The organism is Cribrihabitans marinus, from assembly GCF_900109035.1.
In the GTDB taxonomy this organism is placed as follows: domain Bacteria; phylum Pseudomonadota; class Alphaproteobacteria; order Rhodobacterales; family Rhodobacteraceae; genus Cribrihabitans; species Cribrihabitans marinus.
The window spans coordinates 315819-332272 of sequence record NZ_FNYD01000003.1 but is presented as its reverse complement, the minus strand read 5'-3'; the positions used below and the strand labels follow the sequence as shown (position 1 = coordinate 332272).

15 protein-coding genes are annotated in these 16454 nt (G+C 66.3%); 7 read left to right on the top strand and 8 right to left on the bottom strand.

The window, feature by feature from the left end; genetic code table 11:
* From BMX57_RS06560 to BMX57_RS06540, 5 genes are read left to right on the top strand one after another with little or no spacing between them, the layout of a single operon-like run.
* The gene (locus tag BMX57_RS06560; RefSeq protein ID WP_092363926.1) at nt 1-1098 is read left to right on the top strand and encodes a branched-chain amino acid ABC transporter permease; all 1098 of its coding nucleotides are present in this window, start codon (nt 1-3) and stop codon (nt 1096-1098) included.
* Nucleotides 1095-1859, top strand: a complete 765-nt coding sequence (locus tag BMX57_RS06555) for an ABC transporter ATP-binding protein (protein WP_092363923.1) — start codon at nt 1095-1097, stop codon at nt 1857-1859. The genes BMX57_RS06560 and BMX57_RS06555 overlap by 4 nt, the downstream gene beginning before the upstream one ends.
* Nucleotides 1856-2629 carry an ABC transporter ATP-binding protein gene (locus BMX57_RS06550; RefSeq protein ID WP_092363920.1) on the top strand — a complete coding sequence of 258 codons (774 nt, stop codon included), beginning with the start codon at nt 1856-1858 and terminating at the stop codon, nt 2627-2629. The genes BMX57_RS06555 and BMX57_RS06550 overlap by 4 nt, the downstream gene beginning before the upstream one ends.
* 2 nt (nt 2630-2631) lie before the next feature.
* A complete protein-coding gene (locus tag BMX57_RS06545; protein ID WP_092363917.1) occupies nt 2632-4518 on the top strand; it encodes an AMP-dependent synthetase/ligase in 1887 nt (628 codons plus the stop codon).
* A 24-nt stretch (nt 4519-4542) separates the two neighbouring features.
* Nucleotides 4543-5703, top strand: a complete 1161-nt coding sequence (locus BMX57_RS06540; protein ID WP_092363913.1) for an ABC transporter substrate-binding protein — start codon at nt 4543-4545, stop codon at nt 5701-5703.
* A gap of 21 nt (nt 5704-5724) precedes the next feature.
* On the opposite strand, the gene BMX57_RS06535 is transcribed toward BMX57_RS06540, so the two are convergent.
* The 6 genes from BMX57_RS06535 to BMX57_RS06510 are packed head-to-tail and all read right to left on the bottom strand — an operon-like array spanning nt 5725 to nt 12017.
* On the bottom strand, nt 5725-6489 hold the full coding sequence (locus BMX57_RS06535; protein ID WP_092363910.1) for an ABC transporter ATP-binding protein: 765 nt from the start codon (nt 6487-6489) through the stop codon (nt 5725-5727).
* Complete coding sequence (locus tag BMX57_RS06530) at nt 6486-7340, bottom strand: ABC transporter ATP-binding protein (RefSeq protein WP_092363907.1); 855 nt, start codon at nt 7338-7340, stop codon at nt 6486-6488. Before BMX57_RS06530 ends, BMX57_RS06535 begins: the two co-directional genes overlap by 4 nt.
* Nucleotides 7337-8248 (bottom strand): ABC transporter permease, encoded by a 912-nt coding sequence (locus BMX57_RS06525; RefSeq protein WP_092363904.1) that lies wholly within the window; start codon nt 8246-8248, stop codon nt 7337-7339. The genes BMX57_RS06530 and BMX57_RS06525 overlap by 4 nt, the downstream gene beginning before the upstream one ends.
* Entirely contained in the window at nt 8245-9303 is a 1059-nt protein-coding gene (locus BMX57_RS06520) for an ABC transporter permease (protein ID WP_092363902.1), read from the bottom strand. Before BMX57_RS06520 ends, BMX57_RS06525 begins: the two co-directional genes overlap by 4 nt.
* Nucleotides 9304-10908 (bottom strand): ABC transporter substrate-binding protein, encoded by a 1605-nt coding sequence (locus tag BMX57_RS06515; protein ID WP_092363899.1) that lies wholly within the window; start codon nt 10906-10908, stop codon nt 9304-9306.
* A 50-nt stretch (nt 10909-10958) separates the two neighbouring features.
* Nucleotides 10959-12017 (bottom strand): dipeptidase, encoded by a 1059-nt coding sequence (locus BMX57_RS06510; protein ID WP_092363896.1) that lies wholly within the window; start codon nt 12015-12017, stop codon nt 10959-10961.
* Nucleotides 12018-12128: 111 nt separating this feature from the next.
* Here BMX57_RS06510 and BMX57_RS06505 point away from each other — a divergent pair, with 111 nt between their 5' ends.
* Nucleotides 12129-13052, top strand: coding sequence for a LysR family transcriptional regulator (locus tag BMX57_RS06505; protein ID WP_092363893.1), 924 nt, complete (start codon nt 12129-12131; stop codon nt 13050-13052).
* On the opposite strand, the gene cuyA is transcribed toward BMX57_RS06505, so the two are convergent.
* Complete coding sequence (gene cuyA / locus BMX57_RS06500) at nt 13049-14071, bottom strand: D-cysteate sulfo-lyase (RefSeq protein ID WP_092363890.1); 1023 nt, start codon at nt 14069-14071, stop codon at nt 13049-13051. The genes BMX57_RS06505 and cuyA overlap by 4 nt on opposite strands.
* Nucleotides 14072-14196: 125 nt before the next feature.
* Between cuyA and BMX57_RS06495 the strand changes: the two genes are divergently transcribed.
* Complete coding sequence (locus BMX57_RS06495) at nt 14197-15093, top strand: LysR family transcriptional regulator (protein WP_092363887.1); 897 nt, start codon at nt 14197-14199, stop codon at nt 15091-15093.
* A 24-nt stretch (nt 15094-15117) separates the two neighbouring features.
* Here BMX57_RS06495 and BMX57_RS06490 read toward each other — a convergent pair whose 3' ends face one another.
* Entirely contained in the window at nt 15118-16389 is a 1272-nt protein-coding gene (locus BMX57_RS06490) for a DEAD/DEAH box helicase (RefSeq protein ID WP_092363884.1), read from the bottom strand.
* Nucleotides 16390-16454 lie beyond the last annotated feature (65 nt).

The following is a 16454-nucleotide window of genomic DNA, read 5'->3' as shown; positions in this document are numbered from 1 at the left end:
ATGCGGATCGTCTTCAAGACCGACTACGTGCAGGACATCCGCCCCTGGAAGGACCGGTATCAACTGGGCCTCTACCTGGCCCTGCTGGCGCTGGCCGTGGCGGCGCCCTGGCTGCTGGACGCCTTCTATCTGGGCGAGTTGACCAACGTGCTGATCTGGGCCGTCGCGGGGCTGGGCCTGATGGTGCTGACCGGCCATACCGGGCAGGCCAGCCTGGGCCACGCGGCGTTCCTGGCCTGCGGCTGCTATGCCAACATCATCCTGCTCGAGGCCGGGCTGCCGTTCCTGCTGGCCTTTCCGCTGGCCGGGCTGGTCACCGGGGTGGTGGGCGCGCTCATTGCCATTCCGGCCCTGCGCCTGCACGGCATCTATCTGGCGATCTTCACCCTGGCCCTGTCGATCCTGACCGACGACATCATCGTCCTCAGCGAGCCCTGGACCGGCGGCGTCTCGGGCAAATACGCCCCACCCATCAACCTTTTCGGCGTGATGGTCGACCGCTGGGGCACCCCCGCGCCGTTCTACTGGCTGACCCTTGCCGTCGTGGTTCTGGTCACGCTGGGCTACATCAACCTGCTGCGCGCGCCGCTGGGCCGCAGCTTCATCGCGGTGCGCGACAGCGAGGTCTCGGCACAGGCGATGGGCGTGGACATCGCCCGCACCAAGGCAGTGTCCTTCGGCCTCAGCTGCATGGTCACCGGCTGGGCCGGTGCGCTGATGGGGCTGTTCGCGGGCGCCTTCAACAACGAGACCTTCAGCGTGGTGATCTCGATCCAGCTTCTGATGATGATCGTGATCGGCGGGCTGGGCTCGATCCACGGGGCCTTTCTGGGCGCCATCGTCATCGGCTTCCTGCCGCAGTTCCTGTCCATCGCCAAGGAATGGCTGGCCCCGCTCACCGGCGGCGGCAGCGTCGCCATCCCGGGGCTCGAGTTCGGCGTCTTCGGCATGATCCTGATCGCCTTCCTGCTGTTCGAGCCGATGGGGCTCTATGGCCGATGGCTCAAGATCCGCACCTGGTTCGAGCTGTTTCCCTTCTACCGCAAGGACATGTTCAAGCGGCAAAAGACCTATCTGCGGACGGAGCGGCTGAAATGAGTCTGCTGGCGGTCGAGGATGTCACCCTGAAATTCGGCGGTCTGACCGCCGTGAACCGCCTGTCCTTCGCGGTCGACGCCGGCGAGATCTTTGCCATTGTCGGGCCCAACGGGGCGGGAAAGTCCACGGTGTTCAACCTGATCTCGCGCTTCTACACGCCGCAATCCGGCGCGCTGCGTTTCGACGGGCATGACCTGCTGGCGGTGCGGTCCAGCGATGTGGCCGCCCTGGGCGTCGCGCGCACCTTCCAGAATATCGAGCTGTTCGACCATGCCACGGTGTTGCAGAACCTGCTGGTCGGCCGCCACCGCCACCGCCGCAGCAATATCCTGTCCGAGATTCTGTTCACCCCGGCCGTGCGCCGCCAGGAGGTCGAGAACCGCGAGCGGGTCGAGGAGATCATCGACTTCCTCGACCTTCAGCCCTATCGCGACAAGATGATCGCGGGGCTGCCCTATGGTGTGCGCAAGGTGGTCGAGATGGCCCGCGCGCTGGCCACCGATCCCCGGCTGCTGCTGCTGGACGAGCCGGCCTCGGGGCTCTCGGTGGAAGAGACCAGCGACCTGCGCTGGTGGATCGAGGACATCCGGCGGCAGATGGGCATCACCGTCCTGATGGTGGAACACGACATGGGGCTGGTGGGCCAGGTCTGCGACCGGGTTCTGGCGATGGCCGACGGCGCGCAGCTGGCCTTGGGCACGCCAGCCGAGGTGCAGGCGCATCCGGCGGTGATCGAGGCCTATCTGGGGCATCCGGCATGAGCGACCCGGTGCTGAAGATCCGCAATGTCGAAAGCTTCTATGGCCCGATCATGGCGCTGCGCGGCGTGTCGCTGGACGTGGCCGAGGGGCGCATCGTGTCGATTCTGGGGGCCAATGGCGCTGGCAAGACGACGTTGATGAAGACCGTCTCGGGCGTCATGGATCCCGAAAAGGGCACCATCAGCTTCGACGGCGACGAGATCCAGGGGCAGGAGCCGCACCGGATCGTGCAGCGCGGCATCGTGCATGTTCCCGAAGGCCGCGAGGTGTTTCCGCTCCTGTCGGTGAACGAGAACCTGACGCTGGGCGGCTATTCGGTGCGGGACAAGGCGCAGGTGATGCGCGACCGCGACCTGGTGTTCTCCTATTTCCCGATCCTGGCCGAGCGCCGCGACCAGGAGGCCGGCACCCTGTCCGGCGGCCAGCAGCAGATGCTGGCCATCGGGCGCGGGCTGATGGCCGGGCCGCGCATCATGCTGCTGGACGAACCGAGCCTGGGCCTGTCGCCGCTGCTGGTTCAGGAAATCTTCGAGATCCTGCGGCGGCTGAACGCCGAACAGGGCATGACCATGATGCTGGTCGAGCAGAACGCCGCCGCCGCGCTGGAGCTGGCCCATGACGGCTATGTGATGGAGTTGGGCCGCATCGTCATGGACGGCCCCGCCGACACGCTGATGCAGTCGCAGGACATCCGGAACTTCTATCTGGGCGTGCAGGAGGACGGGACGCGCGAGGCCCGCCGCTGGAAGCGCCGGAAGACCTGGAGGTGACGATGCCCGCACGCCCCCTGCCCGACCAGACCGTGATCAACGGCGTGAGCGTCAATGCCGACCCTGTGCAACAGCCGGTGATGGTGGACGGCGCCGACACGATCGTGACCCTGTTCCGGCAACGCTGCGCGGCGCTGGGCCCGCGCACGGCGCATCGCGAGAAGGAGCTGGGGATCTGGCAGGCCTACAGCTGGGCGGATTACTGGCAGCGCGCCAAGTGGATCGGGCTGGCCCTGCGCCGCCTGGGCCTGACGCGCGGCGAGGTGGTCTCGATCCTCAGCGAGGACCGCAAGGAATGGCCGTGGTTCGACCTGGGCATCCAATGCGTCGGCGGCATCGCCTCGGGCGTCTACACCACGGATTCGGCGCAGCAACTGGCCTATCTGGTCAATGACAGCGACAGCCGGGTGCTGGTCGTCGAGAACGAGGAGCAGCTGGACAAGTTCCTGCAGGCCGAGACGCGGATGCCGGGGCTGTCGCATGTGGTCATCCTCGATGACGAGGGGCTGCACGAGCTGGATCACCCCAAATGCCTGACCGTCGAGGCCCTCTATGACATCGGCAAGCGGGCCGAAGCCGAGGCGCCCGGTGCCTTCGAGGCCGAAATCGACAAGGCACAGCCGCAGGACACCGCGCTGCTGATCTATACATCCGGGACCACCGGCAATCCCAAGGGCGCGATGCTGAGCCATGAGAACATCCTGGCCGCGATCACCGCCGGCCTGCACGGGCTGCCCTCGCAGGCCGAGGACGAACAGCTCTGCTTCTTGCCGCTCTGCCATATCCTGGAACGCGACGTGTCGATCTATTTCCCGCTGGCCACCAAGGCCACGGTGAATTTCGCCGAAAGCCCCGAGACGGTCTTTGCCAACCTACAGGAAGTGTCGCCCTCGACCTTCACCGCCGTGCCGCGCGTGTGGGAGAAGATCTATTCACAGGTGCGCATCCTGTCGCAGGAGGCCACGCCGCTGGGCCGGCTGGCCTTCGGCGCGGCCCTGAAGGCGGGGATGAGGCGTGCCGGTTATCTGGCTGATGGCAAACCGCTTCCCGCCATCACCGCCCTGAACTACAGGCTGTGGGACTGGCTGGTGCTGCGCAACGTGCGGCGGATGCTGGGCTTTGACCGGATGCGGCGCGGCGGCACCGGGGCGGCACCGATCTCACCCGAATTGCTGCGCTGGTACTGGGCCATCGGCGTGCCGCTGGTCGAGGGCTACGGCATGACCGAAACCGCCGGCATCGCCTCGATCAACACGCCGCAGGACAACCGGATCGGCACGATCGGGCGCGCGGTGCCGGGATACCGGATGCGCATCGCCGAGGATGGCGAGATCCAGACCTTCGGCCTCAACAACTTCCAGGGCTACTGGCGCAACAACGACAAGACAGCCGAGACGTTCACCGAGGATGGCTGGCTGCGCACCGGCGATATCGGCCGCATCGACGAAGATGGCTATGTCACGATCACCGGGCGGCTCAAGGACATCATCATCACCGCGGGCGGCAAGAACATCACACCCGCCGAAATCGAGAGCCGGCTGAAATTCTCGCATTACATCTCGGACGCGGTGATCATCGGCGACCGACGAAAATACCTCACCGCGCTGATCATGATTGATCAGGAGAATGTCGAGAAATACGCTCAGGACAACAAGGTGCCGTTCTCCAGCTTTGCCTCGCTATGCGCCGCCCCCGAGGTGCGCGCGCTGATCGGGGCCGAACTGGACGAGGTGAACCGGGAATTCGCGCGGGTCGAACAGATCAAGGATTTCCGCCTGATCGACGTGCTGCTGACCGCCGAGGACGAGGAACTCACCGCGACGATGAAGCTCAAGCGCGCCTATGTCGAACGCCGTCACAGCGCATTGATCGAGGAAATGTACGAATAATCATAACCTTCAAGGGAGAACTTCATGAAACATTTCATCCGAAACGCAGCCGCCGTCGGGCTGCTCGGCCTGGCCGCGCCCGGGCTGGCCCAGACCCAGGGGGTCAGCGATACCGAGGTCGTCATCGGCTCCGTCAATGACCTCAGCGGCATCTTCGCCGCCGTGGGCGTGCCCGCCACCAAGGGCGCGAACCTCTTTTTCGACAAGATCAACGCGGGTGGCGGCGTGCATGGCCGCCAGATCCGGTATGTCGTCGAGGACAACGGCTATCAGATGCCGCGCGCCATGCAGGGCTACAACAAGCTGCTGAACCGCGACAAGGTATTCGCCATGCTGCAAAGCCTCGGCACGCCGATGAACCTGGCCGGGTTCAAGCTGCTCGATCCCAAGGGCATTCCCAATGTCGCGCCGCTCACCGCCGCGCGGCAGATGCTGCAGGAGCCGATGCGCAACAAGTTCACCTCGTTCTCGACCTATTTCGACCAGGCGCGCGTGGGCGTGACCTACCTGGCCGGCGAGTTCGGCGGCACCGAAGTCTGCACCATGTACCTGCCCACCGATTTCGGCACCGAGATCCTCGAGGGTACCAAGGCCGGCGTCGAGGAGGCCGGGCTGACATTCGCCGCCGAGACCACCCACAAGCCCGACGAAACCGATTTCGTTGGGTCGCTGGGCAAGCTGAACGAGGCGGGATGCGATATCGTCACCATCGCGCTGGGTGTGCGGCAGGCGATCACGGTCGTTGGAACCGCCAAGAAGATGGGCCTCACCGACATGAAGTTCCTGGGCACCTCGGCCAGCTTCCTGACCGTGGTGGCGCAGGTGCCCGGCGGCGTGACCGACGGCTTCTATGCCGCTGCCAGCTGGCAGGACCTGTGGGCGCGCGCAGACGAGCCCGCGCCCAAGGCCTTCATCGAGGAATACCGCGCCGCGCATGGCGAGGATCCGGCGGGCTTTGCCATGCTGGGCTATTCCGCCGCCAAGATGATGGTCATGGCGCTCGAGGCCGCGGGTCCCGACCTGACTCATGACAGTTTCATCGCGGCGATGGAATCGCTGGACTACACGGATGACCTGGTGGGCAACGACATCGACTATGGCCCCGATGATCACCAGGGCGCCGACGCGGTCTATGTCAGCGTGGTCGAGAATGGCGGCTGGAAGAAGGTGCACGAGACCCAATAGGCGCCCGGGCCGCGCCGGGGGTCAGGCCGACCGGCTGCCCGGCGCGATCGACGCTTCCAGCAGGGATTGCGAATAGGGGTGCTGCGCCTGCATCGCGCGCAGCGCGCCCACCGCCATAACCTCGACGATCTCGCCATCCTTCATCACCGCCAGCCGGTCGCACATATGCCCGATCACCGGCAGGTCGTGGCTGACCATCAGATAGGTCAGCTTGTGCTCCTCGCGCAGGTCGGTGAGCAAGTTCAGGATCTCGGCCTGCACGCTGACATCCAGCGCCGAGGTCGGCTCGTCCAGCAGCACGATCTCGGGCTCACCGGCCAGCGCACGGGCGATCGCCACACGCTGCCTCTGCCCGCCCGAAAGCTGGTGCGGGTAGCGGAAGCGGAATTTCTGGCCCAGCCCCACATCGTCCAAAAGCCGCACGACGCGCGCGTCGATGTCGCGGAACCCGTGCAGTTGCAATGTCTCCGACAGCACCTGGTCGACCGAATGACGCGGATGCAACGAGGCATAGGGATCCTGGAACACCATCTGCACCTGGCGATAGAACGCGCGGTCGCGCTTGTGCCCGGTCAGCGCGCGCCCTCCGATCGAGATTCGCCCCGACCAGTCGGGCGCCAGCCCGGTGATGGCGCGCAGGATGGTGGATTTGCCGGACCCGCTTTCACCGACCAGGCCGAAACTTTCGCCCGGCTCGACGGTGAATGCCGCGCCCTTCACTGCGTCCACCCGGTCGGGGCCGTGGCCGAACCACACGTTCAGCCCGTCGATCTCGATCATGCTCATGCCTTGCCCCCCACGCTCGGAACCTCGGCCCAGGCGGGATCGCGGGTCAGCACGTCCAGCTTGCGGCGCGGCTGATCCAGGCGCGGCAGCGAGTTCAGCAGCCCGCGCGTATAGGGATGCTGCGCCTCGTGCAGGCGGTCGGCGGCGCAGGTCTCGACGATGCGGCCGGCATACATGATCAGCACACGGTCGCAGAATTCCGACACCAGGTTCAGGTCGTGGCTGATGAAGATCAGTCCCATGCCACGCTGCTTCACCAGGTCGTCCATGATGTTGAGAACCTGCCGCTGCACGCTCACGTCCAGCGCCGAGGTCGGCTCGTCGGCGATCAGGATCTGCGGGTTGGGGATCAGCATCATGGCGATCATGATCCGCTGGCCCATGCCACCCGACATCTCGTGCGGATAGGCGCGCATGACCCGTTCGGGGTCGCGGATCGACACCGCCTGCAGCATCTCCAGCGACTTGGCGCGGGCCTCGGCCTTGCCCACCTGGTTGTGCAGCAGATAGGCCTCCATGATCTGGTCGCCCACGCGCATCACCGGGTTCAACGAGAACTTGGGATCCTGCATCACCATCGAGATCCGCTCGCCACGGACCTTGCGCATCTGCTTTTCGCTCAGCCCCAGCAGGTCGGTGCCCTCAAGCGCCACGTGATCGGCCTCGACGATGCCCGGCGGCCGGATGAGCCGCAGGATGGCCCGGCCCGTCATCGACTTGCCCGAGCCGCTTTCCCCCACGATCCCAAGCCGTTCCTTGCCCAGGGTAAAGGACACCCCGCGCACCGCCTCGAAGATCCCCTGGCGCGTCGGGAACTTGACCCACAGGTCCTGCACGTCAAGCAGCGTCATTGCCCACCATCCTTCGGGTCCAGCACGTCGCGCAGCCCGTCGCCCAGCAGGTTGAAGGCCAGGCTGACGGTGAAGATCGCCAGCCCCGGCATGGTCGCCACCCACCAGTGATCGAGGATGAAGCGGCGCCCCTCGGAGATCATCGCCCCCCATTCCGGGCTGGGCGGCTGCGCGCCGAGGCCCAGGAACCCAAGGCCGGCAGCAGCCAGGATGATGCCCGCCATGTCCAGCGTCACGCGCACGATCAGCGACGAGATGCACAAGGGCCAGATATGCTTGGTGATGATCCGGATCGGGTTGGCGCCCTGCAGCCGCACCGCGCTGATATAGTCCGACGAGCGTATGGTCAGCGTCTCGGCCCGCGCGATCCGGGCATAGGGCGGCCAGGCGGTCAGCGAGATCGCCAGCACCGCGTTCTCGATCCCCGCCCCCAGCGCCGCAACGAAGGCCAGCGCCAGCACGAGGCGCGGAAAGGCCAGGAAGATATCGGTGATCCGCATCAGCACCACGTCGGCCCAGCCGCCGGTATAGCCAGCGATGGTACCCACCAGCAGCCCCGCCAGCGGCGCGATCAGCGCCACCAGCGTCACGATGTAGAGGGTGATGCGGCTGCCATGGATCAGCCGGCTGAGGATGTCGCGGCCCAGGCTGTCGGTGCCCAGCACATGCCCCTCGGTCCCCAGCGGCAGCAGCCGGTTGGCAAGGTCCTGCGCATAGGGGTCATGCGGGGCCAGAATCGGCGCCAGGAAGGCCATCAGCAGCAGCGCCACCAGAATGCCCAGTCCGAACATCGCCATCGTGTTCGACCGCAAGGACAGCCAGCCCTTGTAGAGGCTGGCCAGCCGCGCGTGACGGCGCGATGTCGGCGCGTCGGTCAGCAGCCATTGGCGCAAGGTCATGTCGCTCATTTCGACCTCGGGTCGAAGACCTTGTAGAGAAGGTCCGAAAAGATGTTGAGACAGATGAAGATCAGCCCGATCACCACGGTGCCGCCCAGAACCGCGTTCATGTCGGCGCTGAGAAGTGCTGTGGTGATGTAGCTTCCGATGCCCGGCCAGCTGAAGATGATCTCGGTCAGGACCGAGCCTTCCAGCAGGTTGGCATAGCTCAGCGCGATCACCGTGATCAGCTGGACCCGGATGTTCTTGAACGCATGCCCCCAGATCACCGCGCGTTCCGACATGCCCTTGACGCGGGCGGTGGTGACATATTCGGCGCTCATCTGTTCCAGCATGAAGCTGCGCGTCATGCGGCTGATATAGGCCAGGCTGTAATAGCCCAGCAGCGAGGCGGGCAGCACGATATGGCTGAACGCGTTGCGGAACACGCCCCATTCACCGGCGATGGCGCTGTCCAGAAGGATCATGCCCGTGCGCGAGGGCACGATGTCCTGGTAGAAGATGTCCAGCCGCCCCGGCCCGCCGACCCAGCCCAGGATGCCGTAGAAGATCAGCAAGCCCATCAGGCCCAGCCAGAAGATCGGCATGGAATAGCCCACAAGCGCCACGACGCGGGCGATCTGGTCGATCCAGCTGCCCCGGCGCACGGCGGCGATCACGCCCAGCGGCACGCCCAGGAACACGCCGATCAGCGTGCCCAGCGTCGCCAGTTCCAGCGTGGCGGGAAACACCCGCGCGATATCCTCGGACACCGGCCGCGCGTTCAGCAGCGACATGCCGAAATCGCCGCGCACCACGTCCCCGAGGTAGTAGAGGAATTGAACGATGATCGGCTTGTCGAGGCCAAGCTGCTCATAAACCGCATCATAGGTCGACTGGCTGGCGCGCTCTCCCACGATCGCCAGCACGGGGTCGATGGGCATCACCCGGCCGATGACGAAGGTCACCAGCAACAGGCCCAGCATGGTCACGCTGATCGAGCCCAGCGTGACGAGCGTGCCCCTCAACCAAGGGGCGAGAGGCGCCCGGGGGTGCCTCTCGCCTTTGTCTTCGGTCAGTGCCATTTACTTGGTCACGGGCCAGTAGGATACGGCGGTGGTCGCGCCGCCCAGGTTCAGGTTCTCGACATTCTCGCGCATCGCCGCCTGTTCAATCTTCTGGAACATGATGGCAAAGGGCGAGGTTTCGCGGAACTGCGACTGGATCTCCGCATACATCTCGACCCGCTTGTCGCGGTCGTTCTCGACCACGGCGGCGGCGGTCTTCTCGGTCAGCCCGCCAGTGTCCCAGCTGTTGCGCCAGGCCAGAAGGCCGGTGGCCTGCGCCTCGTCCGAGTTGTCGGGGTTATAGGCAAAGGTGCCGGCATTGGTGTGCGGGTCGGGATAATCCGGCCCCCAGGCGCCGATATAGACGTCCAGTTCCCGCGCACGGTAGCGGGCCAGGATCTGCTTGGCGGTGCCCACGGTGATGTTGAGCTTGATGCCCACCTGCGCCAGCGCATTCTGATAGGTCTGCGCGATCTCGATACGCTCTTGCGCCTCGCGCACGCCCGCCTCGATCTCCAGCCCTTCGGGCACACCGGCCGCGGCCAGCAGTTCCTTGGCCTTTTCGACATCATAGGTGAACGGGTTTTCGTCCACCGCACCCAGGAAGGTGCGCGGCAGGAAGTTCTGGTGGATCGTGTACTGACCGCTCAGGAAACTGTCCTGCATGCCCTGGTAGTCGACCAGGTATTTCATCGCCTGGCGCACCTCGGGCTTGGACAGCTCGGGATGTTTCTGGCTGAAGGCCAGATACATCAGCCGCCCGCGCAGCTCGTCATAGATCTTGACGCCTTCGGCCTCGGCGGCGCCTGCAATGTCCTCGGGGTTGAGGTTGCGGGCCACGTCGATATCTCCACGCTCCAGCAGCAGCCGCTGGCTGGCGCTTTCCTGCACGTGACGCACGATCACCCGCTCCATGTTGGGCGCGCCGAGATAGAAGTCGGGGTTGGCCTCCAGCGTCACGCTTTCATTGGGCTTCCAGCTGACCAGCTTGTAGGCGCCGGACCCGGCCGAGTTGGTCTTGAGCCAGGTATTGCCCATGTCGCCGTCGACCTCGTTCTCCATCACCGTCTTCATGTCGACGATGCCGCCGATGGTCGAGGTCAGGCAGTTCAGGACGAAGGAAGTCGCATAGGGCTTGTCGGTGGTGATCGTCACCGTGTTGCCGTCGGCCACGATGGTCTCTTCGACATTCTCGGCGGTAAAGCCGAACTGGGTCAGGATGAAGGCCGGCGTCTTGTTCAGGATCACCGCGCGGCGCAGCGAGAACTCGACATCCGCCGCTGTCACCGGGTTGCCGGAATGGAATGTCAGCCCCTCGCGGATGGTGAAGGTGATCGTCTTGCCGTCATCGCTGACGGTCCAGCTTTCGGCGATTTCGGGCTGATATCCGGCATCCAGGTTCGCGGGGTCGAAATTCACCAGCTTCATGTAGACGTTGCGGCTGACATCGGATCCGGCGAACTCGAAACTTTCGGCCGGGTCCAGCGTGGTGATGTCGTCGATGCGGTTGGCGATCACCAGCATGTTGGGCGGGGTTTCGGCCCAGGCCGCGCTCATCGGCGCGGTCAGCGCGACCGCCAGGCCCAGCACGGCGCCGGACAGCAATCGGTTCATGGCATTCATTTTTGTCATCCTCTCCTGTTTCTTTCCTTGGTTTCGGCCTTGCGCCCCGGTCAGGACCCCCAGGTCTTTTCCAGCACGCGCAGCCAGTTCTCGTGACAGAGTTTGGCGATCAGCGTGTCGCCATAGCCGCGCTCTGTCATGGCCTGCCGCAGTTTCGGCAGATCCGCGACGGTGGTCAGCATCTGGGGCACCACCGCACCATCGTAATCCGATCCCAGCCCCACCCGGTCCTCGCCCAGAATGCCCATCAGGTGATCCAGATGGTCCAGCATGACCGAGATCGGGACATTCGCGTTCATCTGCCCGTCCGGGCGCAGGAAGGCAGCAGCAAAGTTCACCCCCACCATACCATCGCTTTCCGCGATGGCGCGCAACTGTTCATCGGTCAGGTTGCGCGAATGCGGGCAGATCGCATGCGCGTTGGAATGGGTGGCCACCAGCGGCTTGTCGGAATGGCGCGCCACGTCCCAGAACCCGGCTTCGTTGAGATGCGACAGATCCAGCATGATCCCCAGCGCGTTGCAGCGCCGCACCAGCCGGATGCCGTGATCGGTCAGCCCGGCGCCGATGTCGGGGCTGGACGGATAGCGGAACGGTACGCCATGCCCGAAGATCGTGCTCCGGCTCCAGACCGGCCCCAGCGAGCGCAGCCCCGCGGCATGCAGCACGTCCAGCATGTGCAGGTCCGGGTCGATCGCCTCGGCCCCTTCGATATGGAAGATGGCGGCCAACCGCCCCGCCTGCAGCGCCGCGCGCATGTCGGCGGCGCTGCGGCAGACGACCAGCGCGCCGGCGCGTTCCAGCTCCAGCAGCGTCGCGGCCTGGCTCAGCACCACGGGCACCGCGTCCTCCCAGTCGATCGGCTCGGGCAGCGGCAGATCGTATTTGGGCTTGGACATCTCCTCCATCTTGAACTCGCGGTCGGTGGGCGACGGCACGTAGACCGCGAAGAACCCGCCGCCGAAGCCGCCGGTGCGCGCCTTGGGCAGATCCAGCGCCCCGTCGAGCCCGTCGAGGAACCCTTGCGCCCGCGCCGGCCCCCCGGCCCGGTAGAGCTTGAGCAGAACGTCGTTGTGACCGTCGATGATCGCCGGTTGCGTGGCCGCCATCGTCTCTCCTTCCTCGGTTGCCGCAACCTTAGGAAAAGAAATTTGCATGGGTTAGGGAAAACTATATGACTGAAACTCATAGACCTAACAGGTTTTCGGGAAGGCGCGGCAATGGCCAAGACCACGACATGGCACTCCTTGCCGGAATATTTCGCCCTGCGCGCGCTGATGCAGGCCGGCACCACGACCGGGGCCGCGCATCAGCTGGGCCTGTCGCAATCGGCGGTCAGCCGATCCGTCGCCAGTCTGGAGAACCGCCTGGGCACACCGCTCTTCGAGCGCGAGGCAGGACGGTTGCGCCCGACGCAGGAGGCGGTGCGGCTGAACCGGCGCCTCGACCCGCTCTTCGAGGCGCTGGGCCGGATCGACGGACCCACCGAGCCGGTCCAGGAGACGCTCAGGATCATCGCCCCGCCCTCTTACGCGCACCGGTTCCTGGTGTCGCAGATCAGCAGCTTCCTGCGCATGAACCCGGCCTTCTTCGTGAGCCTCGAGGTCAATACATCGGACGAGGTGACACGCGGCATCCTCGATGACCGGTTCGACCTGGGCATCACCGGCGTCGAGCAGAGCCGCGCCGGGGTCAAGATGCTGCCCTACCGGGAATCCGAGGCGGTCTGCGCGATGCCGCGCGATCATCCGATGGCCGAACAGCCCCGGATCACCCCGCGGGAGCTGCATGACCAGCCGTTGATCGCGCTGACCCGGCGCCACGCCCGACGCGGCCAGCTGGAGCGCCTGCTGCACCAGTCCCGCGCGATCCCGCGGATCGTGGCCGAGGTGTCCACATCCTTTGCCGCGGTCGACCTGGCAAAGGAGGGGCTCGGGATCGCCGTGGTAAATCCCTTTCCGCTCTTCCACTACCGGTCGGACGACCTCGCCTTCGTGCCTTTCGCCTCGGACATGCGCTATCGCAGCTACTTCATCCTGTCCGACACCCGCCCCATGACCCGCACCGCGCGGGTGTTCATGCGCCATCTCCGCCTGAACACCCCGCCGGACCCGTTCTCGCGCAAGGGCTGGGCCGGTGCCTAGCCGGCCGCCTGCCAGCGACCCGCGAAATCGAACGCCTGGTCATATCCGAACAGCGCCGCCGCCCCGCCGGTATGCAGGAACACCACCCGCTCGCCCTTCTTGAAGTGGCCCTTGCGGATCAGGTCGATGAACCCCGCCGCACCCTTGGCGGAATAGACCGGATCGAGCAGGATCGCCTCGAGCTCGGCGAACATGGCGATGGCCTGCATCCCGCCCTCGGTCGGGATGCCATAACCCTCGCCCACGTACTCGGTGTTGGCCACCACATCCGCGCGGTCGACCACGCCCGCGCAACCCAGCTTTTCGGCGGTGGCAACGGCCAGGTTGAACACGTTTTCCTCCTGCTTCGCCCTGGGCGCACGCACCCCGATCCCCAGCAGCGGGATCCCGGCATTCATTGCCTTGAGCCCGGTGATCAGCCCGGCCTGGGTGCCCGCGCTGCCGGTGGCGTGAATGATGTGATCCACCCTGAGACCGCGCTCGTTGAACTGGCCCAGCATCTCGAAGGCGCAATTCACATATCCCAGCGCCCCGGTCGGGTTCGATCCGCCGCCGGGAATGGTGTAGACCTTGCGCCCCTCGGCGCGGAACCGGTCGGCCACGGCCTCCATCTCGGCATTCATGTCGCCGCCGCCGGGCCGTTTCTCGGTGGTGGCGCCGTGCAGGTGATCCAGCAACACGTTGCCGTTGTTGTTGTAGTTGGCATCGTTCGACCCGGTGCGATCCTCGAGCAGGATGTGGCAGGCGAGGCCCATCTTGGCGGCGAAGGCGGCGGTCTGACGGGCGTGGTTCGACTGCGTCGCGCCCTGGGTCATCACCATATCCGCGCCCTGCATCTCGGCCTCGGCCATCAGGAATTCCAGCTTGCGGGTCTTGTTGCCGCCGGTGGACAGGCCGGTGCAGTCGTCGCGCTTGATCCAGATCTCGGGCCCGCCCAGCTCGGCGCTCAGCCGGTCGAGCCGCTCCAGCGGCGTGGGCAGATGGGCGAGAAATCGACGGGGGAAACGGGCCAGATGCATCGGTGGGATCCTTCCAAGTTGCGCGTGTTATCACATACACCGGCTGAAGCCGCCGTTCTAATGCGAAATGCGCAAGGTGACATGCAGGACTTGCATTTTGAGAGCGGCGGACATCAACTGGCACCATGCGTCAGGAATGGCTGGACGATATCCTCGCGGTGCTCGATGCCGGCTCGTTTGTCCGCGCCGCCGAACGCCGCAACATCAGCCAGTCGGCCTTTACCCGCCGCATCCGCACGATCGAGGCCGGGCTGGGCGCACCGCTGTTCGATCGCGCGCGCAAGCCGGTGACGCTGCTGCCTGCCCTGCGCGCACAGGAGGTCGAGATGCGCCGCCTGGCCGCCGACCTGCGCAGCCTGTCCGAGACCCTGCGCGAGGCGGCCGACGGGTCCGGCCGCAGCGTCTCGCTGGCCTGCCAGCACGCGATCACGACGACGGTATCGCCGCGGCTTGTGCGGGCCTTGTCGGTGGCGGGCTGGGGATCGGTGCGGGTCCGCTCGGGCAACAGGGACGAATGCCAGGTGCAGCTGATCTCGGGAGAGGCCGACCTGGTGGTGCGCTACGACCGCCCGTTCCGGTCCGCCGACATGGCGGGTGACGCGTTCGAGGCGGTCACGCTTGGCACCGAACGGCTGCTGCCGGTCTGCGCGCCGGCGATCCTGCCCGCGCTGGACGCGGGTCGCCTGCCCGCCATCGTCTATCCGCGCGAGGTCTATCTGGGCCGGGTCGTCGAACAGGAGGTGTGGCCCGCCCTGCCCCCTGGCACGATCCTGCAGCGCAAGGCGGAAACCGCGCTGACCCTGGCGGCCTGCCGCTATGCGCAAGACGGGATCGGCGTGGCCTGGCTGCCGCAATCCATGGTGGCCGAAGACCTGGTCTCGGGCCGCCTCGTCTCACCACACCGGGCCGGGCCGGAGGTGCCGCTGGAGATCCGGCTGCTGCGGCTGGCAACCCCCCAGCGCGCCGCGGCACGCGACGCCTGGGAGATTCTGACCAACCTGCCGCCCGACGCCGCGCCCTGACGGCGCGGGACGGACAACGGCGGCTCAGGCCGCCTTGCGTCCGCGCGACCTGCGGCGGCGCGACCGGCCGGGTGCCGCGGGCTTGCCGGCAGCACCGCCGCCGGGCTTGCGGTTGCGTCCGCCCGGACGCCCCTGGCGCCGGTCGGCGCCGTCGGCATCGCCGGCCAGCGGGCTGGTGCCCCCGGCGACCGGAATCTCGACCTTCATCAGCTTCTGGATCTGGCGCAGCAGATCCGCCTCGTCCGGCGCGCAGAAAGCGATGGCCTCGCCCTCGCGCCCGGCGCGGGCGGTGCGGCCGATGCGGTGCACATAATTGTCGGGCACGGCCGGCAGGTCGTAGTTGATGACATAGGCCACGTCCGGAATGTCGATGCCGCGGGCCGCGACGTCGGTGGCGACCAGAACCTTCACGGTGCCGTCCCGGAACGCCTTGATGGCACGGTCGCGCTGGCCCTGGCTCTTGTTGCCGTGGATCGAGGCGGCGTTGTAGCCATCGGCCACCAGCCCCTTCATCAGCTTCTCGGCGCCATGCTTGGTGCGCGCGAAGACAAGTGTCAGCGCGTCCAGGTCCCGCGACAGGATTTCGCGCAGCCGGCCCGGCTTGGCCGGCTTGTCCATGAACAGGACCGACTGGGTGATCTTGTCGGCCGCCTTGCCCGGCGGGGCCACCTGCACCCGGCGCGGATTGGTCAGATAGGCGCGGCTCAGCTCCTCCATCTGCTTGGGCATGGTGGCCGAGAACAGCATGGTCTGGCGCGGCGTGCCCAGGCGCGCCGCGATCTTGCGCAGCGCGTGGATGAAGCCCAGGTCGAGCATCTGGTCGGCCTCGTCCAGCACCAGGTGGCGCACCTGGCCCAGGTCGACGTCGCGGCGGTCCATCAGGTCGATCAGGCGGCCCGGCGTGGCGACCAGGATGTCGGTGCCGCGGGCCAGCGCGTTGATCTGCCGGTTGATCGACTGCCCGCCGACCACGGTGGTCACGCGCAGCTTGGTATCCTCGGTCAGCGTGCGCAGGCTGTCGGCGATCTGGTTCACCAGTTCGCGCGTCGGCGCCAGGATCAGCGCCTTCGATGTCTTGGGCGCCGGGCGGCCCGGCTCGGCCAGCAGGTGATCGACCAGCGGCAGGCCGAAGGCCAGCGTCTTGCCGGTGCCGGTCTGGGCCAGGCCGAGCACGTCATGCCCTTCGAGCGCCAGCGGAACCGCCTGGTTCTGGATCGGCGTGGGTTGGGAGAATCCGATGCGCGACAGCGCATCGTTCAGGGCCGGCGCAAGGCCGAGCATTTCAAAATCGAACAAGTCTTATCCTTTGTAACCGCATCCGGCAAAAGACCGGACCGGACTCATGTCCAGCGCCGCGCAGG